The 24106-nt window shown below is 57.6% G+C and carries 21 protein-coding genes; 9 read left to right on the forward strand and 12 right to left on the reverse strand.

The features are described from left to right. Window positions 1-15: 15 nt before the first annotated feature. On the forward strand, window positions 16-1266 hold the full coding sequence (locus ABFX35_RS12565; RefSeq protein WP_346081403.1) for a zinc-binding dehydrogenase: 1251 nt from the start codon (window positions 16-18) through the stop codon (window positions 1264-1266). 61 nt (window positions 1267-1327) lie between these two features. Next, entirely contained in the window at window positions 1328-2146 is an 819-nt protein-coding gene (locus ABFX35_RS12570; protein WP_279028558.1) for a shikimate 5-dehydrogenase, read from the forward strand. A 74-nt stretch (window positions 2147-2220) separates the two neighbouring features. On the opposite strand, the gene exbD is transcribed toward ABFX35_RS12570, so the two are convergent. Both exbD and exbB read right to left on the reverse strand, forming a co-directional pair. After that, entirely contained in the window at window positions 2221-2643 is a 423-nt protein-coding gene (gene exbD, locus ABFX35_RS12575; protein WP_279028556.1) for a TonB system transport protein ExbD, read from the reverse strand. A gap of 3 nt (window positions 2644-2646) precedes the next feature. After that, complete coding sequence (exbB, locus tag ABFX35_RS12580) at window positions 2647-3636, reverse strand: tol-pal system-associated acyl-CoA thioesterase (RefSeq protein WP_279028554.1); 990 nt, start codon at window positions 3634-3636, stop codon at window positions 2647-2649. A 441-nt stretch (window positions 3637-4077) separates the two neighbouring features. On the opposite strand from exbB, the gene metC reads away from it, so the two are divergent. Then, window positions 4078-5268, forward strand: a complete 1191-nt coding sequence (gene metC / locus ABFX35_RS12585) for a cystathionine beta-lyase (protein WP_279028553.1) — start codon at window positions 4078-4080, stop codon at window positions 5266-5268. 290 nt (window positions 5269-5558) lie between these two features. Then, window positions 5559-6212 (forward strand): DedA family protein, encoded by a 654-nt coding sequence (locus tag ABFX35_RS12590; protein WP_279028551.1) that lies wholly within the window; start codon window positions 5559-5561, stop codon window positions 6210-6212. Between the two features lie 63 nt (window positions 6213-6275). Here ABFX35_RS12590 and ABFX35_RS12595 read toward each other — a convergent pair whose 3' ends face one another. Next, window positions 6276-7193: an AraC family transcriptional regulator gene (locus ABFX35_RS12595; protein WP_346081407.1), complete on the reverse strand. Its 918-nt coding sequence runs from the start codon at window positions 7191-7193 to the stop codon at window positions 6276-6278. Window positions 7194-7402: 209 nt separating this feature from the next. On the opposite strand from ABFX35_RS12595, the gene ABFX35_RS12600 reads away from it, so the two are divergent. The 3 genes from ABFX35_RS12600 to dkgA all read left to right on the forward strand — a co-directional run bounded on the left by ABFX35_RS12600 (window position 7403) and on the right by dkgA (window position 10371). Next, complete coding sequence (locus tag ABFX35_RS12600) at window positions 7403-8143, forward strand: NADPH-dependent oxidoreductase (RefSeq protein ID WP_346081409.1); 741 nt, start codon at window positions 7403-7405, stop codon at window positions 8141-8143. 3 nt (window positions 8144-8146) lie between these two features. Continuing rightward, window positions 8147-9310 carry an alcohol dehydrogenase gene (yqhD, locus tag ABFX35_RS12605; protein WP_346081411.1) on the forward strand — a complete coding sequence of 388 codons (1164 nt, stop codon included), beginning with the start codon at window positions 8147-8149 and terminating at the stop codon, window positions 9308-9310. Window positions 9311-9549: 239 nt separating this feature from the next. Further along, window positions 9550-10371, forward strand: a complete 822-nt coding sequence (gene dkgA / locus ABFX35_RS12610; RefSeq protein WP_346081413.1) for a 2,5-didehydrogluconate reductase DkgA — start codon at window positions 9550-9552, stop codon at window positions 10369-10371. A 712-nt stretch (window positions 10372-11083) separates the two neighbouring features. On the opposite strand, the gene ftsP is transcribed toward dkgA, so the two are convergent. The 3 genes from ftsP to parC all read right to left on the reverse strand — a co-directional run bounded on the left by ftsP (window position 11084) and on the right by parC (window position 15827). After that, window positions 11084-12496 carry a cell division protein FtsP gene (ftsP, locus tag ABFX35_RS12615; RefSeq protein ID WP_346081415.1) on the reverse strand — a complete coding sequence of 471 codons (1413 nt, stop codon included), beginning with the start codon at window positions 12494-12496 and terminating at the stop codon, window positions 11084-11086. Window positions 12497-12625: 129 nt separating this feature from the next. Beyond that, window positions 12626-13360 (reverse strand): 1-acylglycerol-3-phosphate O-acyltransferase, encoded by a 735-nt coding sequence (locus ABFX35_RS12620; protein ID WP_279027642.1) that lies wholly within the window; start codon window positions 13358-13360, stop codon window positions 12626-12628. 199 nt (window positions 13361-13559) lie between these two features. After that, window positions 13560-15827: a DNA topoisomerase IV subunit A gene (parC, locus tag ABFX35_RS12625; RefSeq protein ID WP_346081417.1), complete on the reverse strand. Its 2268-nt coding sequence runs from the start codon at window positions 15825-15827 to the stop codon at window positions 13560-13562. Between the two features lie 297 nt (window positions 15828-16124). Between parC and ABFX35_RS12630 the strand changes: the two genes are divergently transcribed. Continuing rightward, a complete protein-coding gene (locus tag ABFX35_RS12630; protein WP_279027638.1) occupies window positions 16125-16706 on the forward strand; it encodes an NAD(P)H-dependent oxidoreductase in 582 nt (193 codons plus the stop codon). 38 nt (window positions 16707-16744) lie between these two features. Here ABFX35_RS12630 and ABFX35_RS12635 read toward each other — a convergent pair whose 3' ends face one another. From ABFX35_RS12635 to nudF, 6 genes are all read right to left on the reverse strand, one after another. Then, window positions 16745-17641, reverse strand: a complete 897-nt coding sequence (locus ABFX35_RS12635) for a LysR substrate-binding domain-containing protein (RefSeq protein ID WP_346081420.1) — start codon at window positions 17639-17641, stop codon at window positions 16745-16747. 60 nt (window positions 17642-17701) lie between these two features. Then, the gene (gene parE, locus ABFX35_RS12640) at window positions 17702-19597 is read right to left on the reverse strand and encodes a DNA topoisomerase IV subunit B (RefSeq protein ID WP_346081422.1); all 1896 of its coding nucleotides are present in this window, start codon (window positions 19595-19597) and stop codon (window positions 17702-17704) included. A gap of 47 nt (window positions 19598-19644) precedes the next feature. Further along, entirely contained in the window at window positions 19645-20226 is a 582-nt protein-coding gene (yqiA, locus tag ABFX35_RS12645; protein WP_095847190.1) for an esterase YqiA, read from the reverse strand. 101 nt (window positions 20227-20327) lie between these two features. After that, window positions 20328-21155 (reverse strand): 3',5'-cyclic-AMP phosphodiesterase, encoded by an 828-nt coding sequence (gene cpdA / locus ABFX35_RS12650; RefSeq protein WP_279027632.1) that lies wholly within the window; start codon window positions 21153-21155, stop codon window positions 20328-20330. Between the two features lie 27 nt (window positions 21156-21182). Next, window positions 21183-21608: a DUF1249 family protein gene (locus ABFX35_RS12655; RefSeq protein ID WP_095847188.1), complete on the reverse strand. Its 426-nt coding sequence runs from the start codon at window positions 21606-21608 to the stop codon at window positions 21183-21185. Then, window positions 21605-22240, reverse strand: a complete 636-nt coding sequence (nudF, locus tag ABFX35_RS12660; protein WP_121555039.1) for an ADP-ribose diphosphatase — start codon at window positions 22238-22240, stop codon at window positions 21605-21607. The genes ABFX35_RS12655 and nudF overlap by 4 nt, the downstream gene beginning before the upstream one ends. A gap of 292 nt (window positions 22241-22532) precedes the next feature. Between nudF and tolC the strand changes: the two genes are divergently transcribed. Continuing rightward, window positions 22533-24026, forward strand: a complete 1494-nt coding sequence (gene tolC / locus ABFX35_RS12665) for an outer membrane channel protein TolC (protein ID WP_346081426.1) — start codon at window positions 22533-22535, stop codon at window positions 24024-24026. Window positions 24027-24106 lie beyond the last annotated feature (80 nt).

Raw genomic sequence — 24106 nt, forward strand, 5'->3', positions numbered from 1 at the left:
AATACAGAGGGCCCTATGAAAACAACCGCATTACGCCTGTATGGCAAAAACGATCTGCGCCTTGAGCAGTTTGCACTGCCGGACATGGCGGAGGATGAAATCCTGGCAACGGTAATGACCGACAGCATCTGCCTTTCCTCCTGGAAAGAAGCCAACCAGGGTGCCGACCATAAAAAGGTGCCGAATAAGGTGGCGGAAAACCCGATCGTTATTGGCCATGAGTTCTGCGGCGAGATCCTGCGCGTCGGCAAAAAATGGCAGCATAAGTTCACCCCCGGCAGCCGTTACGTGATTCAGGCCAACCTGCAACTGCCGGATCGCCCCGATTGCCCGGGGTATTCCTTCCCGTTCGTGGGCGGTGAAGCCACTCATGTGCTGATCCCGAACGAGGTGATGGAACAGGACTGCCTGCTTAGCTACCAGGGCGACTGCTATTTTGAAGGCTCGCTGGTAGAGCCGTTGTCGTGCGTCATCGGCGCGTTCAATGCCAATTACCACCTGGCCGCCGGCAGTTATAACCACACCATGGGCATCAAACCCGGCGGCAACCTGTTAATCCTCGGCGGCACCGGCCCGATGGGGCTGCTGGCGATTGACTATGCGCTGCATGGCCCCGTGCAGCCGCAACGGCTGGTCGTGACCGATCGCCAGGAAGAAAAACTGCGCCATGCACAGCGCCACTATCCCGCCGATAACGGCGTGCAGGTACATTATTTGAACGCCCACACGTTGGCGGATCAGCGCAGCCATTTGCTTGGCCTGACGGCAGGCGCCGGCTATGACGATATCTTCATTTTTGTGCCTTCGGCCGAATTGGTCACCCTGGCCTCTTCGCTGCTGGCGCCGGACGGCTGCGTCAATTTCTTCGCCGGGCCGCAGGACAAGGCCTTCAGCGCACCGATCAATTTCTATGACATACACTATGCGTTTACTCACTATGTCGGCACCTCCGGCGGCAATACCGCCGATATGCGCGCCGCGGTGAAACTGATCGAAGAGAAAAAAATCGATGTCCGCAAAGTGGTTTCGCACATCCTCGGCCTGGACGCGGCGGCACACACCACCCTTAACCTGCCGCAGATCATTGGCGGCAAGAAGATGGTGTACACCCAGAAGGCGCTGCCGCTGATTAGCCTCAATACGTTGTTGCAGGAAGAGCCGGAAACGGACTTTCTGCGCCAACTGAAGCAGTTACTGGTGGCAAGCGGTGGTCTGTGGTCGAAGCAAGCCGAGGATTTTGTGCTGAAAAATGCCCCCGGCATCTGAATCCTCTAACATTTGGCGTAAGCTGAATGGGTCAACCTTGCGTGAAAGAGAAGGACCAACCATGAGCCGTGAAATCAATAAAGACACCCAACTGTGCATGTCGCTGTCCGGCCGCCCCGGCAACTTCGGCACCCGCTTTCATAACTACCTGTATCAGGAACTGGGGCTGAACTTCATTTACAAGGCATTCACCACCCAGGATATTCAGGCCGCGGTGGGGGGCGTCAGGGCGTTGGGGATCCGCGGCTGCGCGATCTCCATGCCATTCAAGGAGAGCTGCATCCCGTTCCTGGATGAACTCGATCCTTCGGCCAAAGCCATAGACTCGGTGAATACCATCGTCAATGACGCGGGATATCTGCGCGCCTACAACACCGACTATATCGCGATAGCCAAACTGCTGGCGCAATACCAGGTGCCGCCAACCACCCGCTTTGCCCTGCGCGGCAGCGGCGGCATGGCGAAAGCGGTGACGGCGGCGCTGCGCGATGCCGGGTTCAGCGACGGCCATATCATCGCCCGTAATGAAGCCGCCGGTAAAGCGCTGGCGGCGCAGTACGGCTACTCATGGCAGCCCGAACTGGGGGATCTGCAAGCGGCGATGGTGATCAACGTCACGCCGATCGGCATGGCCGGCGGCGCGGAAACGGATCAATTGGCGTTTCCACCTGCCGCTATCGATGCCGCCAGCATCGTCTTTGACGTGGTTGCCTTGCCGGCGGAAACGCCGTTAATTCGCTACGGGCGGGAAAAAGGCAAGCAGGTGATTACCGGCGCCGAGGTGATAGCGCTGCAGGCACTGGAACAGTTTGTGTTGTACACCGGGGTGCGGCCAACCGATGCGCAGGTGGCGCAGGCCGCCGCACATGCCCGCGGCTAGGCCCCAATAAAAAAGCCAGCCAGGGAAACTGGCTGGCTTGATAGCCGCGGCGGCTCAATAACCCTGCCGCCATACTATTTGCTGGCGCTCTCCATCCCCACCAGCCCGACTTTCAGATAGCCCGCGCGGCGTAAGGTATCCATTACGCGCATCAGGGTTTCATAGTTCACGCTCTTGTCAGCCTGGAAGAAAATGGTGGTTTCTTTATCGAAATTGGTCTGTTGCTCCAGCACGGAAACCAACTGTTCATAGGTGACCGTCTGCTCGCCGATGTACAGTTGCCCATCGGCTTTCACCGACAGGAATACCGGCTTCTCTGGGCGCGGCTGCGGCTTGGCGGAAGACGCCGGCAGATCGACACGGACATCCACCGTCGCCAACGGCGCTGCGACCATAAAGATAATCAGCAGCACCAGCATAACGTCGATAAACGGCGTGACGTTGATGTCATGCATTTCACCCGCGTCGTCGATATCTTCATTCAAGTGCATCGCCATAACTCAACCCACCCGCAGTTGATGTGCGTGCTGAGAGCGCTTTGCTTCTGCCGTGGCCTCCAGATCCAGATCGCGGCTGAGCAACAGCAGCACCTGCGCGGCCACATCGCCAACCTGGGCACGGTGGCCGCCAATCACACGGGCAAAGATGTTGTAAATCACCACCGCCGGGATAGCCGCCACCAGGCCCAGAGCGGTAGCCAGCAGCGCTTCGGCAATCCCCGGCGCCACAACCGCCAGGTTGGTGGTTTGCGAATGGGCGATGCCGATAAAGCTGTTCATGATGCCCCACACGGTGCCGAACAGGCCGACAAACGGCGAGATCGCGCCGATGGTGGCCAGGAAGCCGTTGCCGCGGCCCAGATGCCGGCCATAGGCCGCCACTTTGCGCTCCAGGCGGAACCCGGTGCGGTCTTTAATCCCGCCGTTATCGTGGGAATCGGCAGACAGCTCCAGTTCGTTTTTCGCGTCGTTCAGCAGGGCGGCGCTGATGCTTTCCGCCGAGAATTGTTGCGCCAGTTCTGCGGCCTCATCCAGGGAGCGTGCTTCGGCCAGCGCCTGCTGCTCGCGGCGTAAACGGCGTTTGGCGCGGAACAGTTCGCTGCCTTTGGCAAACAGAATGGTCCAGGTCACGATAGAGGCCAACACCAGGCCAATCATCACCGTTTTCACCACGGCATCGGCGTGCTCGTACATGCCCCAGACCGACAGATCGGTGCTCAGCATTTCAGCCGGTGCATTGGCCGGTTGCTGCGGCATAACCGGCGCTGCTGCTGCGGGCGGTGCTGCATTTTCAGGCGCGGCGGGCGCGGGCGTTGCCGCCGGCGCAGCGCTTTCTGCAATGCCCGGTGCCGTTGCCGGCGCAGCATGCACATAGCCTGCCAGCCCCACCATTAACACCATCGGCGCAATAACACCGCGCCCGATCGCATTCCATACTCCCCGGCCAGTACCGTGAGATCCTTGATTCATCGCTTTGCCAGCCGTTTTCACGCTGCGCCTCCACCCATTACCGAAAATTAGAGAATGTACCGAATAAAAAACCAGAGAATAAATCAGCCTGCGATCATATCAAACCGACCGTGAATTGATAGTAGTTATCATTATTATTTGCGCAATAATGCATCTGTGGAAAAAAAATGATGCTTCCACAATAAAAGCAGGGAAATACATCCCCTTACCATGCAACATCAGCGCCTAAAAAGGTTAACAAAAAACCGCTATAACGGCGCCGACGCTTCACATTCCTGCAGGCTAACGGGCCACATCTTGCCGCTTGAAACAGCATGATGCTGCGCTACTGTGCCCCAGCGTAGCAGATTATAGCCACTTGCCACCATAGCAGTTAAAACGTCTGGATGGCTATTCTTGACCATGTTAACGTAAAGGCCATCAACATGACCAGCAGTGAAGCGTAACCAAGGTGAGCCACAGATGAAATCAGAACATATCGAAACCGCACTGATCGGCGCAGGCCGTACAAAACGCTATACCCAGGGCGCCGTTAACCCGGTGACGCAACGCGCCTCTTCACTGGTGTTCGATTCCGTGGCCGCCAAGAAGCACGCCACCGCCAACCGTGCGAAAGGCGAGCTGTTTTACGGCCGCCGCGGCACGCTCACCCATTTTGCCTTTCAGGAGGCAATGACCGAACTGGAAGGCGGCGCCGGCTGCGCACTTTACCCCTGTGGGGCGGCCGCGGTATCCAACGCTATTTTATCATTCGTCAGCGCCGGCGACCATGTACTGGTTACGGGCTCGGCGTATGAGCCTACGCAGGATTTTTGCACCCATATTCTCGGGCGCATGAACGTCAGCACCACCTATTTTGATCCGCTGATTGGCGCCGCCATCGGCGATCTGGTGCAGCCCAATACCCGGGTGGTGTTTCTGGAATCCCCCGGTTCCATCACCATGGAAGTCCAGGATATCCCGGCCATCGTGCAAGCGGTGCGGGCGGTGAACCCCGAAGTCGTCATCATGATCGACAATACCTGGGCTGCCGGCGTGCTGTTCAAGGCGCTGGACTTCGGTATTGATATCTCCATCCAGGCGGGCACCAAATACATTATCGGCCATTCCGACTATATGCTCGGCACCGCCGTCGCCAACGCCCGCTGTTGGGATCAACTGCGTGAATACTCTTACCTGATGGGCCAAATGGTGGATGCCGATACCGCCTACATGGCTAGCCGCGGCCTGCGCACCCTGGGCGTGCGCCTTAAGCAGCACCAGCAAAGCAGCATCGCGGTGGCACAGTGGCTGGCGGCGCGGCCGGAAGTGGCACGGGTGAACCACCCGGCGCTGCCCGGCAGCAAAGGGCACGAATTCTACCAGCGTGACTTCAGCGGCTGCAGCGGGCTGTTCTCCTTTGTGCTCAAGCAGCGCCTAAGCGACCAGCAGCTTGCCGACTATCTGGATAACTTCCGCCATTTCACCATGGCCTATTCCTGGGGTGGCTTTGAATCGCTGATCCTGGCCAACCAGCCGGAAGAACTGGCGGCTATCCGCCCGGCAGGCGGCATCGACTTCAGCGGCACCCTGGTGCGGTTGCATATCGGCCTGGAAAACACCGAAGATCTGATTGACGATCTGGCGGCCGGCTTCGAACGGATCAACCGCTAAGCGACAACCTCAACGATTTGTGCAGTAATTTTGTTTCCTGATACATATTTCTGCACGTCGTTTAATGTTCGCAACCGCGAATAGCGTTACACTGTGGGCAGTTTTGTTAATCGCGATACCCACAGTGATTGGCCCGGCGGCAAAGCCGTAAACGCGTAAATCCTCAGATGCGTTACCACCCGATACCGGTGTGCCTTCGCCCGCCAGCGGTTAGCTGCGCCGCCGTGCCAAAAGCAATGGGTATAGACCAAATAGCCTCGAGAAAGTGACCAGGCGCAACGGGACAGAGAATGGAAGTATTAAGAGAGATTGTTCACGCGCTTTGGCAACAGGATTTTGCGGCCCTGGCCAACCCCGGCGTGCTTTGGGTGGTTTATGCAGTGCTTTTCGCCACCCTGCTGTTAGAAAACGGTTTACTGCCGGCGTCTTTCCTGCCCGGCGACAGTCTATTGCTATTATCCGGGGCGCTGATCGCCAAAGGGGTGATGGGCTATGTGCCAACGTTGCTGATCCTGACCATCGCCGCCAGCCTGGGGTGTTGGTTAAGCTACCTGCAGGGCCGTTGGCTCGGCCACACCAGGGTGGTTAAAGGTTGGCTGCTGCAGCTCCCCGCCCAATACCACCAGCGGGCGCATATGCTGTTCAACCGCCACGGCCTGACGGCGCTACTGATCGGCCGCTTCCTTGGCTTTGTGCGCACCATTTTGCCGACCATGGCAGGCATTTCCGGCCTGAACAGCGCGCGCTTTCAGCTGTTCAACTGGCTAAGCGGGCTGATTTGGGTTACCGCCGTGGTCAGCCTGGGTTATGCCTTCAGCCAGATTCCCCTGGTTAAACGCTATGAAAGCCAGGTTATGACCGGGCTGATGATCCTGCCCCTGGCGTTGCTGACCATCGGTTTGCTGGGCGGCATGCTGGTGATCTGGCGTAAAAAACGCGCCTAATCCTAACGCGCGTCTCCTCAACCGGCGCAGCAGCGCGCCGGTTGGGCGCTTCCGCTTTCTGCTTTAATCAACCACCACGGTGCCATTGCCTTCGCGCTGGCGGGCAAGTTCATCACTGGGCGTAATGCCAAAGAAACGCTTGAACTCGCGGCTAAACTGGGAGGCGCTTTCATACCCCACGCGGTTGGCGGCCGTGCTGGCATTCAGGCCATCAAAGACCATCAGCAACCGCGCCTTATGCAAACGGTAGGATTTCACATACTGCAACGGCGACGTATTGGTCACCGCCTTAAAATTATGGTGGAACGCCGACACGCTCATGTTCACTTCGCTCGCCAGCGTTTCGACGTTCAGGTTTTCCGCATACTGGCGCTCAATACGCCGCAGTGCCTTGGCGATCTGGCTAAAGTGCGTCTGGCGGTTAACCAGCTCCTGCAAGGATGCACCGCAGCGGCCCAACAGCACATAGTAAAGAATTTCCCGCACGATCTTTGGCCCCAGCACGCGCGCATCCAGCGGGCGCGCCATCACGTCCAGCAAACGCTCGGTGGCACACAGCATCTCATCGGTTAAGACGGCGCAGCTCATCCCGGTGCTCTCGGCATGTGGCTTCATCAGGAAATCATCGTCGCCGATGTCGATCAGCAAATCCTGCAGCATCTGCGTATCGATATTCACCGCCATCCCCACCAGCGGTTGCTCCTGGCTGGCAAAGGTTTCGCATTCAAGCGGCAGCGGCACCGTCATCACCAGGTAATTACGCGGATCGTACTGGAACACCTTATTGCCGCAGTAGCCCACCTTATGCCCCTGGAACACGATCACGATACCCGGCTCATACATCACTGGCTGGCGCGGGCGGTGCTGATCCACGTATAAAATCTTCACCAGCGGCACCGGTGATGGCGTGTAGCCGTTGCCCCTGGCAAAGCGCGCCGCCTGGCTTGCCATACGGCTGCGCAGCGCATCAATGTCTGTCATCGCACCCCCTATAAAATTCAAGAATAATCTAGCATCAATCATAATAAAAATATTCACATTCCTACAGACAAATGTAGGAATAGGCAAGATACCAACAGGAATGTGCATTGCGATACCGGCCCAGCTTACTGACAATAAAACCATTGAGAATGCCCGGCGCTGCCAAAACACGCCGGGCTAAGGGACCTCCAACGCAAAGCAGGAACGTTATGAACCAGACTATAGAACTGCTCACCAGCCACCGCAGCGAACGTAGCTACCTGAATAAACCGATTGCCGACGATATCCTCGACAACATCATCGCCGCCGCGCACTTGGCGCCGACCTCCGTCAACTCGCAGCAAGTTTCTCTGGTGGTCACCCGCGACGCCAAACAGCGGGCGCGTATCGCCGAACTGGCCGGCGGCCAGCCGTGGATTGCCCAGGCGCCGGTGTTTATTACCGTGGTGCTGGACATGTACAAAACCCGGCTCGGCATCGAAATGAGCGGCAAACAACAGGTGGCGCATCAGAGCATCGAGAGTCTGATTTCTGGCACCACCGATGTGGGTATCGCGTTGGGCGCGTTAATGACCGCCGCCCGCTCTTATGGGCTGGGCATCGTGCCGATCGGCGGCATCCGCCGCAACCCACAGGCGATGATTGAACTGCTGCAACTGCCGGAACTCACGTTCCCAGTGGTGGGCCTGGTGCTCGGTTACGTTGACCAACCGGCGCACCAAAAGCCGCGCCTGCCTATCGCCAGCTTCCGCCATGACGAGCACTACCAACCGGAAGCGCTGCCGGCGGCAATCAATGCCTATAACCAAACGCTGACGGCTTACTGGCAGAAACTCGGCCGCAGCGACGGCGATGACTGGGGCCACAATACCGCCAGCTATTATCAGCATATTTATTACCCGGATGTGCTGCCCGCGATTCAAAAACAAGGCTTTAAACTGGATAAATAACCCATGCAAAATTTTACTCTCCATACCCCGACCAAGATTCTGTTTGGCCAAGGGCAGATCGCCGAAGTGGGCAAACAGATCCCCGCCGATGCGCGCATCCTGATCACCTATGGTGGCGGCAGCGTGAAGAAAAACGGCGTGCTCGATCAGGTCTATGCCGCATTGGCGGGCCGTGATGTGCGTGAATTTTCCGGCATTGAACCAAACCCGACCTATGAAACGTTGATGAAAGCCGTCGACATCGTGCGCGATGAAAAGATTGATTTCCTGCTGGCCGTGGGCGGCGGCTCAGTGGTCGACGGCACCAAATTCATCGCGGCCGCCGCGCATTACACCGCCGCCAGCGATCCCTGGCATATCCTGCAAACGCTGGGCCACGAAGTCACCCACGCGGTGCCGCTGGGCTGCGTGCTCACCCTGCCGGCCACCGGCTCGGAATCCAACAGCGGCGCGGTGATCACCCGCAAAACCACCGGCGATAAGCAGCACTTCCATTCACCTTATGTTCAGCCGCTGTTCGCCGTGCTCGATCCGGTCGTCACCTATACGCTGCCGCCGCGCCAGATCGCCAACGGCGTCGTTGACGCCTTCGTGCATACCATTGAGCAATACCTGACCTACCCGGTCGATGCCAAGGTGCAGGATCGCTTTGCCGAAGGCCTGCTGCTGACGCTGATCGAAGAAGGCCCGCGCGCGCTGGCAGAGCCGGAAAACTACGCGGTGCGCGCCAACGTGATGTGGAGCGCTACCCTGGCGCTTAACGGCCTGATCGGCGCCGGCGTGCCGCAAGACTGGGCGACCCATATGCTTGGCCATGAGCTGACCGCGATGCACCACCTGGATCACGCCCAGACGCTGGCGATCGTCCTGCCGGCGCTGCTGGTAGAGAAAAAGGCGCAAAAACGCGAAAAACTGCTGCAATATGCCGATCGCGTTTGGGGGCTGCGTGAAGGCAGCGAAGACAGCCGTATTGACGCGGCGATCGCCGCCACCCGCGCCTTCTTCGAAACAATGGGCGTCGCCACCCGGATGGCCGATTACCAGCTCGATGGCAGCAGCATCCCGGCGTTGCTTAACAAGTTGAAAGAGCACGGAATGACCGCGCTGGGCGAGCACCAGGATATTACGCTGGATGTCAGTCAGCGCATTTATGAAGCCGCGCGCTGATCACGATCCGCGATTTCCTGCTAGGCTTTAGTTTCCAGCTCGTTATCGCAGCCGGCTCCGCGCCGGCTGCACTCCCCGCACCACGGCGTTTCTGCCATATTCTGTTTACTTTTTCATTCTTCGCCGGTGGGAACGCGGGGCACCGGCAAAACCGGCAGACGGCCATTTTGCCATCTAAAATATAACGAGAATCTTTCCGGCATTTACCACGCCGGCAATCAGGTTAAAAGGAGAGACGCATGACAACGCAATCCATCATCAAACTGCACGATGGCAATCTGATGCCGCAGTTAGGCCTTGGCGTTTGGCAGGCGAGCATTGAAGAAACCACCAACGCGGTAGCCTGCGCGCTGGAGACCGGTTACCGTTCGGTCGATACGGCGGCAATCTACAAAAATGAAGAAGGCGTCGGCCGCGCATTGCAAGCCACGGCAATCCCGCGTAACGAACTGTTTATCACCACCAAGCTGTGGAATGACGATCAGAGCAACCCGCAGGCGGCGCTGGAAACCAGCCTGAAGAAACTGCAGCTCGATTACGTTGATCTCTATCTGATCCACTGGCCGCAGCCGGCGCAGGATCAATACGTTAATGCCTGGCGCGCGCTGATCAAACTGCGCGAACAGGGGCTGACGAAAAGCATCGGCGTGTGTAACTTCAACATGCCGCATCTGCAGCGCCTGCTGGACGAGACCGGCGAGATCCCGGTGGTGAACCAGATTGAGCTGCATCCGCTGATGCAACAGCGCCAACTCCACGCCTGGAACGCGACTCATAAAATCGCCACCGAGTCCTGGAGCCCGCTGGCGCAGGGCGGCGCCGGAGTATTCGATCAACCGATCGTCAAACAGTTGGCGAAGAAATATGGCAAGACGCCGGCACAAATCGTGGTGCGCTGGCATTTGGATAACGGCCTGATCGTGATACCGAAGTCCGTTACGCCATCGCGCATTCGGGAAAACTTCGACGTGTTTGATTTTAAGCTGGATAAGGATGAGCTAAGCCAGGTAGCCAAGCTGGATATCGGCAAGCGCCTGGGGCCGGATCCAGATACGTTTTAAGTCATCACCTTCCCTTTTCCCTCACCCCAACCCTCTCCCAAAGGGAGAGGGAGCCAATAGTGCAAATACCCGGCTATTGTTCCCCCCTGTACTATCGCAAAGGGAGAGGGAGTTGATGGTGCAAATACCCGGCTATAACGTCTCCTGTACTTTCTAACACAGTCTCGTCATCAATATGCACGTTCTAACAGAGAGCGAGAGTTAGTCACTTAACATGAATACGGCCGCGGGCTGCTCCCTCTCCCTTTGGGAGAGGGAGCCGATAGTGCAAATACTCTGCTATGACTCCCCTGTACTTTCTAACACAGTCTCGTCATCAATATGCACGTTCTAACAGAGAGCGAGAGTTAGTCACTTAACATGAATACGGCTGCGGGCTGCTCCCTCTCCCTTTGGGAGAGGGAGCCGATAGTGCAAATACTCAGCTATGACTCCCCTGCACTTTCTAACACAGTCTCGTCATCAATATGCACTTTCTAACAGAAAGCGAGAATTAGTCACTTAACATGAATACGGCCGCGGGCTGCTCCCTCTCCCTTTGGGAGAGGGAGCCGATAGTGCAAATACTCAGCTATGACTCCCCCTGTACTTTCTAACACAGTCTCGTCATCAATATGCACGTTCTAACAGGGAGCGAGAGTTAGCCACTTAACATGAATACGGCCGCGGGCTGCTCCCTCTCCCTTTGGGAGAGGGTTGGGGTGAGGGCAGGCTACGCCGGCTGAACCACAAACTGGCCGGCAGAACCGCGATCGGCCATTTCCAGCGTCTGGCTGTAGTAAAGGAACGGGAAGTGCTCTGAAGACACCTGCGGGAAATACACCAACAGCTCAACATCGCCGTCAACCCACACCGTATCTTTCCAGCCGCGGTCTTCCGCCATCGGCTGTGCGCCATTCACCCGCTTAATCAAGAACTGCACGCCCTGGATATGGAACGCCTGCGGCGTATCGGCGTGGATCGTCCAGCGCTCCCAGGTGCCCTGCTTCGCCTGCACGTCAATACGGTTCATGTCCCAGATCGCGCCGTTGATGCCGGCCAGACTATCGCCCAGGCGGAACTCGCGCGAACGCACCGCGTTGCCATCCAGCAACTGATCCGCCATCAGGCGCATCGGCAGATTATCGGTCACCAGCGGCAGCAGCCCGGTGGGCTTCAGCGTCAGCACCTGCGTCGACACCAGAATACTCGATGGCTCGAACAGGCCGCGCAGGCGATCCATAATGCCCGCCGACTCGCCGGCGCTGATCGTCACTTCATCGCCCGTCGACATATCAAGCAGCACTTCACGCCGCTCCCCCGGCGCCAGCATCAGCGCCTGCACCACCACCGGCGCAGGCAGGAAGCCCTGATCGCTGGCAATCACATGGAAAGGCCGGCCGTCGCTCAGCTGCAGCGTATAGCGCCGCGAGTTGGACGCATTCAGCAAACGCAAGCGCACCCAGCCGCGCGACACTTCAACGTAGGGGTTCTGCACGCCATTGACCAACAGCGTGTCGCCGACGAAGCCGCCCTGCCCCGGCGGATCGTATTCCGGCATACCGAAGTTATCCAGGCGCTTGTCCTGAATAATCAGCGGGAAGTCATCCACGCCGTAGTGGTTCGGCAGCGGCAACGCCTTGCTGACGGCGTCCTCCACCAGCCACAGGCCCGCCAGGCCGTTATACACGTGCGGGGCCATACGGTTGGGGGTATTCGCGTGATACCAACAGGTGGCCGCCGCCTGCCGGATGGGGATCACCGGCGCCCAGTCAACGCCGGGCGACATCATGCGCGCCGCGCCGCCGGCCAGCGTGCCTGGCACTTGCAGGCCGCTGATGGTCATGGCAACCGGCTCCAGCAGCCGGTTGCTGTAGATGAGCTTAACGTCATCGCCGCTGTATACCCGCACCGTTGGCCCAAGATACATGCCGTTAATGCCCCAGACGGAAGCTTTACGGCTATCCATAAAGGCCCAATGGGCACGTTGCAGGGTTAAAAACAGCGGCTGGCCCCGGCGTGATTCCAGCAACGGGGGAACAGGTAGAGGGGTCTGCGTTCCTTTCGCTTCAGCCCTCAGCGGCACGCTACCCGCACACAGCGCCAGACCCGATGCCTGAATAAACCGACGTCGACTGAGTGACATAAACTCTCCATTAAAAAACAAAGATTGACCATGTGCAAAAAAGCCAGCCCCCAGGGATCATCTGGGGGCCTAAGCGTTAACAGCATCCAGTGCTGTTTAAAATACCTGTTTTAACGCCAGCGGATAATGTTATTTTTTAGCCGCTTCAAGCTGGGCGACTTCGGCATCCAATTCGGCGATTTTTGCCTGCATCAGATCGTGGCAATGCGCCGCCAGTTCGCGCACGTTTTCCTTGCCATACTGGCTGACATCCACCGGCTCCAGCATTTCAACAATCACGTGGCCGTTATTCCAACGGTTCAGACTGATTTTATTGCTGGTATTGGAGACACAGATCGGCACAATCGGCACCCCGGCGGAAATGGCCGCGTGGAAAGCGCCGGTTTTGAACGGCATCAACCCACGCCCACGGCTACGGGTACCTTCCGGGAACATCCAGATTGAAATGTTCTTTTTCTTAATCTGCTCAACCACCTGGGCAATGGTGCCATGCGCCTTGGCACGGTTATCCCGATCGATCAGCAAGTTACCGGCCAACCAATACAGCGGCCCAAAAAAGGGGATCCACGCCAGGCTTTTCTTACCGACGGTCACCGTCCGCGGCTGCACGATATTCGACGCCGTGACCATATCGTAATTATTCTGGTGGTTGGCAATATAAATGCAGTTGCCGTAGCTGGCCGCCGCCGCGGGCTTACGCACCTGAACCTTCAGCCCCAATACGCGTGACAGCCGGCCAAACAAATGCCCAAAGGTGGCGACATGGCGGGGATTACGCGGGCTAAATAAACAATAAATAGAACCGAAAACGCACACCAAAATACAAAACAGAGTGACGAAAACGGCACGTAAAATTAATAACATAACAACCTCTTTAGCACACTGCCGGCACGGCGATAACTGCTGCGCCGCTCTTTGCTTATTTATACCCCGAGGGTTCGGGCTATTTTCCTGCCAGCCGCCGCCGCGCACAATATATTTATGCGTTTCAACGTCATTGATTTAACCATGCCGGCGCCCGGGGGGAATAAGGGCGCAGCTTGTGGCCGCGCCCGGGATTGTATTACTCCTCGCTGGCATCCGCACGCGGCGGCATATCCAGCTCGACGCGATCGATCCGCTGCAGCCCGCGCGGCAACAGCGTGCCCTTGCGGCCACGTTCGGCGCGGAACTTCTGCAAATCTTCCGGCCGCAGCGTCAGCTTGCGTTTACCGACGTGCAGGGTAACGGAAGTCTGCGGCGGCAGCACGAACAGCCAGGCAAGAATATCCTCGCCGGAAGAGGCCTGCGCCGAAGGAATAGAAACGATTTTATTGCCCTTGCCCTTCGAGAGTTGCGGCAGATCGGCCACCGGGAACATCAGCATGCGCCCCGCCTTGGTGATCGACAGCAGCATATCGTCGTCGCTGTAAATCTCCAACGGCGGCAACGCCTTGGCATTATCCGGCAAGGTGATGATCACTTTACCGGCGCGATTGCGCGCCACCAGATCGCTGAAGGTACAGACGAAGCCATAGCCGGCATCGGACGCCATCAGCAGCTTCTGCTCGTCCGGCGCCATGATCACCTGTTCAATGGTGGCGCCCGGCGGCGGCGTCAGTTTGCCGGTCAGCGGTTCGCCCTGCCCACGGGCAGACGGCAACGTCAGCGGATCAAGCGCATAGCTGCGCCCGGTGGAGTCGATAAACACCACCGGCTGATTGCTCTTGCCGCGCGCGGCGGCGCGGAAGCTATCGCCGGCTTTGTAGTTCAGGCCAATCGGATCGATGTCATGGCCTTTGGCGCTGCGCACCCATCCCATTTCGGACAGCACGATGGTCACCGGCTCGGACGGCACGAAATCGTGCTCGCTCATCGCCTTGGCTTCGGCGCGCTCGGTAATCGGTGAGCGGCGATCGTCGCCATAGGTTTGCGCATCCGCCTGGATCTCTTTTTTGATCAGCGTATTCAGCTTGCGCTCAGAGGCCAGCAGCGCCTGCAGATGATCGCGCTCTTTCGCCAGCTCATCCTGCTCGCCGCGGATTTTCACCTCTTCCAACTTCGCCAGGTGGCGCAGTTTCAGTTCCAGGATCGCTTCCGCCTGGGTATCCGTAATGCTAAAGCGCTGCATCAGCACCGGCTTCGGCTCGTCCTCGGTACGGATGATGTGGATCACTTCATCAATATTGAGAAACGCAACCAGCAAACCTTCCAGGATATGCAGGCGCCTGAGCACTTTTTCCAGCCGGTAGTTCAGGCGGCGGCGCACCGTCTCGCGCCGGTAGGCCAGCCACTCGGTCAGGATTTCCACCAGCCCTTTCACCGCCGGGCGGTTGTCCAGGCCGATCATGTTCATGTTGATGCGGTAGCTGCGCTCCAGATCGGTGGTGGCAAACAGGTGGCTCATCACCTGCTCCAGATCCACACGGTTCGAGCGCGGCACAATCACCAGCCGGGTCGGGTTCTCGTGATCGGATTCGTCACGCAGATCTTCCACCATCGGCAGCTTCTTGGCACGCATCTGGCTGGCGATCTGTTCCAGCACCTTGGCGCCAGAAACCTGGTGCGGCAAGGCGGTGATCACCGCGCTGCCGTCTTCTTTTTTCCAGATGGCGCGCATACGCACCGAACCGCGGCCATTCTGGTAAATTTTGCGCAGTTCGTCGCGCGGCGTGATGATTTCAGCTTCGGTCGGGAAATCCGGCCCCTGCACAAACTCCAGCAGTTCGTCCAGGCCGGTGTTAGGTTTCTCCAGCAGCGCCACCGCAGCGGCGGCTACTTCGCGCACGTTATGCGGCGGGATATCGGTCGCCATCCCCACGGCGATGCCGGTGGTGCCATTGAGCAGCACGTTAGGCAGGCGCGCCGGCAGCATTTTCGGTTCCTGCAGCGTGCCGTCGAAGTTCGGCACCCAGTCGACCGTGCCCTGGCCCAACTCGCTCAGCAACACCTCGGCGTATTTCGACAAGCGCGATTCGGTATAACGCATCGCGGCGAAAGATTTGGGATCGTCCGGCGCACCCCAGTTGCCCTGGCCGTCAACCAGCGGGTAACGGTATGAAAACGGCTGCGCCATCAGCACCATGGCTTCATAGCAGGCGCTGTCGCCGTGTGGGTGATATTTACCTAACACGTCACCCACAGTACGGGCGGATTTTTTGAACTTGGCGCTGTTAGTCAGCCCCAGCTCAGACATCGCATAGATGATACGGCGCTGTACCGGCTTGAGGCCGTCACCAATGTACGGTAACGCTCGATCCATGATGACGTACATGGAATAGTTCAGATAGGCGTTTTCAGTGAATGTGTGCAGCGGTAAACGCTCTACACCGTCATGAGTCAGGTCGCTCATTACTCAAATATCCTCAGACCGTGGCTTGGCAATGCTTGTCGATTCTTGCCCGCGATAGTACCCCATCTGCGGGTCACTGTCACAATTGGTGCATTTCTCGTTCACCGGCGCCGGGCAAAATTTTATTTTGTGCAAAATGGCGCTGCTGCCAGGCGTTTTTATTGATTTTTAGTCAAGACTGTTGTGCGCTAGATCTCATTTTCCCTTTCCTTGCTAAGTATTACACTGGCAGTCAGCGTAAGTTCTGTACGGCATGTACAGGGAAAAATCCTTTTTATCGGACAGGAATGACAGACGATGAGCAACATACTGATTATCAATGCCAAAAAACAGTTCGGCCATTCTGAAGGCCGGTTAAACCAAACCCTGAGCGACGTGGCGGAAAACGTGCTGCGCGCCGCACAGCACGACGTAAAAGTCACCGTTGTCGATGATGGCTACGATATCAACGCGGAAATCGAGAAATACCTGTGGGCCGATACGGTTATCTACCAAATGCCCGGCTGGTGGATGGGCGAGCCCTGGATCCTGAAAAAATACATCGACGAAGTCTTTACCGTTGGCCACGGCAGCCTGTATGCCAGCGATGGCCGCACCCGCTCCGACGCCAGCAAAAAATACGGCTCCGGCGGCCTGCTGCAAGGCAAAACGTACATGCTAAGCCTGACCTGGAACGCCCCGTTGGAAGCCTTTACCGATCCAGCTCAGTTCTTCCATGGGGTGGGCGTCGACGGCGTGTACCTGCACTTCCACAAGGCGAACCAGTTCCTGGGCATGGAAGCGCTGCCAACCTTCATCTGCAATGATGTGATCAAAGATCCGCAGATCGACACGTTCATCGCCAACTATAAGGCGCACCTGGGCAACGTGTTTGCCTGATCGCACATGCCCGCCCGCACCGCGGGTGGGCGTTGCCGCTACAGGTGCTGGGCGTCGATATGGGCGCTCACGTAGTCCAGGAAACAGGTAATTCGCGCCGCCAGCGGGGTATTGTGATAATACACCGCGTTAATTGGCCGATGCCCGCCCTGGGTTTGCGCTTCCAGCAGCGGCACCAGCCGCCCAGCACGCTGATCTTCCCGCGTCATGAAATCCGACAGTTGCACGATCCCTTCCCCACACAGCGCCAGTTGCCGCAGGGTTTCCCCGCTTGAAGCCGAAATGGTCGGCGTGATGGTGAAAAATTCCGCCTGCTCATCGCGCAGCGCCCATTGGTTCAGCGATTCCGGCTGGCTAAAACCCAGCAGGCAATGGTCATGCAGGTCGCTCACGCGCTGTGGCGCGCCAAAACGGGCAATGTATTCCGGGCTGGCCAGGATGCGCAGCGTGCTGTAGCCCAGCAAGCGTGCGTGCAGGGTGGAATCGCGCAGGGTGCCGATACGAATCGCAATATCGGTGCGCTTTTCCAGCAGATCGATAAACAGGTTATCGGTATTCAGCTCCAGCGTGATCTGCGGAAACTGACGGCGGAACCCGGCCACCAGCGGCACAATCACGTGCTCCATAAACGGCGCCGCGGCATTGACCCGCAGCCGGCCGGCCGGCAAGGTGCGCCGTAACGCCATCTGTTCCTCGGCATTTTCAACCGAGCGGATGATTTCACGGGCGTGGCTTAGGAAAGTTTGCCCTTCTTCGGTCAATTCAAGGCGGCGGGTCGTGCGGCGCAACAACGTGGTATCGAGCTTTTTCTCCAGCCGGCTGAGGGCGCGGCTGATGCCGGAAGTGGTTTGGCCAAGCTGTTCGGCTGCCGCAGTAATCGAGGTGCAATCCACCACTGCGGTAAATGCCAGGAGTTCTTCAAGGGTGATTTTCATGCATTCCGCCCTGTTCAAGCGCAGAAAACCAGGCCCGATAACCACCGGGCCTGGCTGGGGTTAGACCGACAGTTCTGCCATATCGCCCTTGTCTTGCAGCCAGTTACGGCGATCTTCCGACCGTTTTTTCGCCAGCAGCATATCCATCACGGCCAGCGTCTGATCGACGTTGCCATCATCCACCGTCAGTTGCACCAGCCGGCGAGTGTTGGGATCCAGGGTGGTTTCGCGCAGCTGCAGCGGGTTCATTTCCCCCAGCCCTTTGAAACGCTGGACGTTAGGCTTGCCCTTCTTGCGTTTCAGTTGCTCCAGCACGCCCGCTTTTTCTTCTTCGTCGAGGGCATAGTAGACCTCTTTGCCAAGATCGATACGGTACAGCGGCGGCATCGCCACATACACGTGCCCATCTTTCACCAGGGCGCGGAAATGGCGCACAAACAGCGCGCACAGCAAGGTGGCGATATGCAGGCCATCGGAATCCGCATCCGCCAGGATACAGATCTTGCCGTAGCGCAGTTGGCTGAGATCGTCGCTGTCGGGATCGATACCTATCGCGACTGAAATATCATGCACTTCCTGCGAAGCCAGCACCTCATCCGAAGACACTTCCCAGGTATTGAGGATTTTGCCCTTCAGCGGCATGATCGCCTGATATTCACGATCGCGCGCCTGCTTGGCGGAGCCGCCCGCAGAATCCCCTTCCACCAGGAACAGTTCGGTCATGCTCAGGTCCTGTGCCGTGCAGTCCGCCAGCTTGCCCGGCAGCGCGGGGCCGCTGGTCAACTTTTTGCGCACCACTTTCTTGGCCGCGCGCAGGCGGCGCTGGGCGCTGGAAATCGCCAGTTCCGCCAGCTGTTCCGCAGCCTGCACGTTCTGGTTCAGCCACAGGCTAAAGGCGTCTTTCACCACGCCGGCGACAAACGCGGCGCACTGGCGCGATGATAAACGCTCTTTGGTCTGGCCGGCGAACTGTGGATCCTGCATTTTTACCGACAGCACGTAAGCACAGCGATCCCAGATATCCTCTGCGGAGAGCTTCACGCCGCGCGGCAGGATATTGCGGAATTCGCAAAACTCGCGCATCGCATCCAGCAGCCCCTGGCGCAGACCGTTAACGTGGGTGCCCCCCTGCATGGTGGGGATCAGGTTAACGTAGCTTTCGGTCAGCAGTTCGCCGCCTTCCGGCAGCCACAGCAGCGCCCAATCCACGGCTTCGGTATCGCCGGAGAACGTTCCAACGAAAGGCGCTTCCGGCAATGTAATCAGGCCGTTGACCGCTTCCATCAGGTAATCGGTTAACCCGTCCTGATAACACCAACGCTGTTCGGTGTTGTTGAGCTTGTCGAAGAAATAGATTTCCACGCCCGGGCACAGCACCGCTTTGGCTTTCAGCAGATGCGACAGGCGCGTGACGGAAAAGCGCGGGCTATCGAAGAACTGTTCGTCCGGCCAGAAGTGGACGCTGGTGCCGGTGTTACGTTTGCCGCAGGTCCCGGTCACTTCAAGATCCTGCACTTTATCGCCGTTTTCGAAGGCCATGCTGTAGACATTGCCGTCGCGGCGCACGTTCACCTCAACGCGTTTTGACAAGGCGTTGACCACCGAGATGCCCACGCCGTGCAAGCCGCCGGAGAACTGGTAGTTTTTGTTGGAGAACTTGCCGCCGGCGTGCAGCCGGCACAGGATTAACTCCACCGCCGGCACGCCCTCTTCCGGGTGGATATCCACCGGCATGCCGCGGCCGTCATCAATCACTTCCAGTGACTGATCGGCGTGCAGGATCACATCGATGCGTTTTGCGTGGCCAGCCAACGCTTCATCGACGCTGTTATCAATCACCTCTTGGCCAAGGTGGTTCGGGCGCGTGGTATCGGTATACATACCGGGACGACGGCGCACTGGTTCTAGACCGCTGAGTACTTCAATGGCATCAGCGTTATAGCTGGATTGAGTCATCGTTGATTATTTTTTCGTGGTTAAAGGAAGGTGCCGGAACCGCCTGCTCAGACAGCGTTGAGCCCTAAAAAATCCACAATCTGGGGAAAATAGTGCTCGAAACCGACAAAGGCATGGTTTCCACCGGCCTCTACCGTTTGCCGGCAGGCAGTGTAATACGCCACAGCCTGGCCGTAATCGAGTATTTCATCCCCTGTTTGCTGCAGCAGCCAGATTAAATCTGGCGACTCCAAAGGGTCGATCTGCATCACCTTCAGATCGTAAATGTGACGAGACTCTAACACATATTGCTGGCCGGTGTAGGGGTTCTCATTTTCCCCCAGGTAATCAATCAGCAATTCAAACGGTTTTACCGCGGGATTGACCACCACGGCAGGCAGGGAGAAACATTGCGACAGCCAGGTGGCGTAATAGCCGCCCAGCGAAGAACCGACGATCCCCATCTGCCGGCCGGCGCGCGCCATCACCAGGCTTTCGAGCATTTCCGCCGTTTCCGCCGGGTAGGCCGGCAACTGCGGCACCAGCATTTCGACGCCCGGATGATGTTCGGCCAACCACGCCTTGAAGGCAGCCGCTTTGGCTGACTGGGGCGAACTGTTGAAACCGTGCAAATAGAGTAGCGTTGACATGAGGCGGTATCTCGTCGTTGTACGTGAGCCGTTGATGCTATTTTAGGGCAAAACAGCGCGCGGGCGTGGCCAGGTGAATGAACACGGCAAGGAGCACCGCCCTAATAACCATCGGAATCCATATCAGGGCGAAAATCGTCGTTATCCAGGCGATACACCTGGGTTTCCACCCGCCCGTCTGGCAGCAGATCCAGATAGCGCCAGCCGGGGGAAAGATCGTCAATGGCGAAGTTGGTGCAATGCGGTTTGAACTGCACGCAGGTTGAAGGGCTTGCCAACAGCCGCCGCCCCTGCCAGGCGATATCCATCTCCTGATGGATGTGCCCACACAGCAACGTATTGACCTTCGGAAAGCGCAACAGGATCTCCCCCAGCATATGGGGGTTGCGCAGGCTGTGTTGATCCAGCCAGGTGCAGCCGGACGGCAGCGGATGGTGGTGCAGCAGCAATAGCGTATAGCGCTCGGGATGGGCCTGCAGGCAGCGTTCCATCCATTCAAGCTGATATTCGCTCAGTTCACCGTGCGGCACGCCGAAAACCTGGCTGTCCAACAGAACCACTTGCCAGTTATCGCCCAGCAGCACGTGTTTGGAAGGCGTGATGCCGGCAGCGGCCAATGCGTCCACCATCGCCGGCTGGAAATCATGATTACCCGGCAGCCAGACACAGGGCGCCGGCAGTTGCAAAATGCCCTCGGCGAAATGCCGATAGGCGGCCTGGGAATGATCCTGCGCCAGATCGCCGGTCGCGACGATCAAATCAACCCCCCGCTGCTGTGCCTTGATGGCTTCCAGCACCGCAAGGTAGCTGCGATAAGTATTAATGCCGAGCAGGCTTTCATCCTTGCCGGCAAAAAGGTGGGTATCTGTTATTTGCAGGATTCTGACCTTGGCCCCACTCGCCACGGGCAGTTTAAACAGGCTTTCCAAATGGTGTCCTTTGCTATTTCAGTCTGTCTAACAAACCGGAACCGCCATCGCGCCATGCGCTAAACAGTAGCGCAGCCAATCAGCAAGAAACTGGTTAATTTGATGCTTTTCGTCGCGTTGATGCAACTTTTTATTCGGATAATCATAACGTGCTTTAAAACGGTAGATCTGCTGGCTGGAACACACTTCCGCAACCATGGCGTCGTGGTACAGCCGCACCGTCATTGCCGGCAGGCTCCAGTAACTGACTGCCGGAAACACCTGCTTGATCTCCACCAGCGAGGTATAGCGCGTGGACTCAATAATGGTCAGACGATAACTGGCGCCGTTCACCTGATAAGTCACCGTTTCACCCACTTCATCATTACGCGGCAATAAGCGGCGCAATTGTGCGAAGTTGGTTTCACACAGCCTCATCATTTCCGGGAAATCAGGGGTATAGCGTTTTGTCATGAGTTGACCCATTCTTTTCTGAGCGATTCATGGTGCAGCGCCAACCACTGCAATGCAATCACTGATGCGGCGTTATCAATTACGCCCTCTTCTACCCAGCAATAAGCCTGTTCGCGGCTAACCACATGGACACGGATATCTTCATCTTCTGCCGCCAGCCCGTGAATCCCTTCCGCGGTGGTGGCGTCGACTTCCCCCACCATAATCGACAGGCGTTCGCTGGTGCCGCCGGGGCTGGCCAGATAGCTTAGCACCGGTTTACAACGCCCCACCGCCACACCGGCTTCTTCCTGGGCTTCACGCCGGCAGACGTCTTCCACGCTTTCGCCCGTTTCGATGATACCTGCCACCATTTCCAGTAGCCAGGGGGAGTTACTGCTCTCCAACGCCGGGATGCGCAATTGCTCAACCAACACAACTTCATCGCGCCGTGGATCATAAGGTAGCAGCACTGCGGCATGCCCGCGCTCAAAAACCTCACGTTTCACTTCCCCGCTCATTTCGCCATTGAATAAACGATGACGGAACCGATATAAATTAAGCGAGAAAAAACCACGATACAGCGTCTCACGTGCAATAATTTCTACATCATCTTTACCGAAAGTAACGGGTGTGGTTTTAAGCTGCTTCATCGGTGGCGTTCTCCTGCATGAATGGAGTAGTAGTATAAAGAACCGGGGCTGATAGCGGAAACAGTAAGCCTGCCGCCATCCTCTTTGTGATAGATTGTGAAACATCATAATATCAATTGAGGCGTGAGCAGCCAGCTCCATATGGCTCGTACTCAAGCCAGCAAGGCAAAAAAGTTACGCCAGAGGGCACATTCAGCCACCTGATGCGCAGCCTGGACTCTGCTAAAATCGGCACCTATTCGCCTATCGTCAGCGCTAACATAGCAATATTGCTGCACAACAAGGAATGCAAATGAAGAAACTGCTCCCCCTTCTTATCGGACTGAGCCTGGTTGGGTTCAGTACCATGAGCCAGGCAGAGAACCTGCTGCAAGTTTATAAACAGGCAAGGGAAAACAACCCGGATTTGCGCCAGGCAGCCGCTGTACGTAATTCCGCTTTCGAAAAGATCAATGAAGCGCGCAGCCCCTTGCTGCCGCAGTTGGGCCTGACCACCGGTTATACCTATAACAGCGGTTACCGCGATGCCAACAACATTAACAGCAATGTGACCAGCGGCTCGATCGCGCTGTCGCAGGTGATTTTCGACATGTCGAAATGGCGTGCGCTGACGTTACAGGAAAAAACCGCCGGGATCGCCGACGTGACCTTTCAAACCAGCGAACAGTCGCTGATCCTGAACACCGCCACCGCCTACTTCGATGTGCTGAACGCGATCGACACCTTATCCTATGTGCAGGCGCAAAAACAGGCGGTTTACCGCACGTTGGATCAAACCACCCAGCGCTTTAACGTCGGCCTGGTTGCCATTACCGATGTGCAAAACGCCCGTTCCAGCTATGACACAGTGCTGGCGAACGAAGTGACGGCCCGCAACAATCTGGACAACGCGCTGGAAAGCCTGCGCCAGATAACCGGCAACTTCTACCCGGAACTGGCTTCGCTGAATACCACCCGTTTCTCTACCCAGCGCCCTGAAGCGGTCAACAACCTGTTGAAAGAAGCCGAAAACCGCAACCTGACCCTGCTTTCTGCCCGTCTGAACCAGGATCTGGCGCGCGAACAGATCCGCTCGGCGCAAAGCGGCCACTTGCCGACGATCGACATGAGCGCCTCCAGCGGCATCACCAACACCAAATACAACGGTTCCGCCACCAGCGCTGGCAACTACAGCGACAGCGACGCCGGCCAGAACAAAATCGGCGTGAGCCTGAACCTGCCACTCTACAGCGGCGGCCAGACCAGCTCGGTAGTGAAACAGGCACAGTATAATTTTGTCGCTGCCAGTGAGCAGTTGGAAAGCTCACACCGCAGCGTGGTACAAACCGTTCGTTCTTCCTTCAATAACATCAATGCCTCCATCAGCAGCATCAACGCCTATCAACAGGCGGTGGTTTCCGCACAGAGCTCATTGGATGCCATGGAAGCCGGCTACCAGGTGGGCACGCGCACCATCGTCGACGTGTTGGATGCTACCACCACGCTCTACAATGCCAAGCAGCAGCTTTCCAGCGCACGCTATACCTACCTGATTAACCAGTTGAACATCAAATCCGCGCTCGGGACGTTAAACGAAAACGATCTGCTGATGCTCAACGGCGCGCTGGGCACCCCAATCTCCACCTCGCCGGATGTGGTGGCGCCGCCAACCACCGCGCAGGATGCCTATGTGGATCGCAACAGCAGCAACACGGCTGCGCCGGTCGCCGCCGTTTCTGCCCCGGCCCCCGCTGCCGTAGCGCAGCCCGCCACCACCACGCAACCGCGCAACCCGTTCCGCAACTGATACGGGCCATTAAGCATCCAGGGCGGGTATTTCCCCGCCCTGATTATTTCCCCCTTGGCCTACAGGCTTCACATTCCCGT

Origin of the sequence: Gibbsiella dentisursi (assembly GCF_039539505.1) — a bacterium.
Classification (GTDB): domain Bacteria; phylum Pseudomonadota; class Gammaproteobacteria; order Enterobacterales; family Enterobacteriaceae; genus Gibbsiella; species Gibbsiella quercinecans.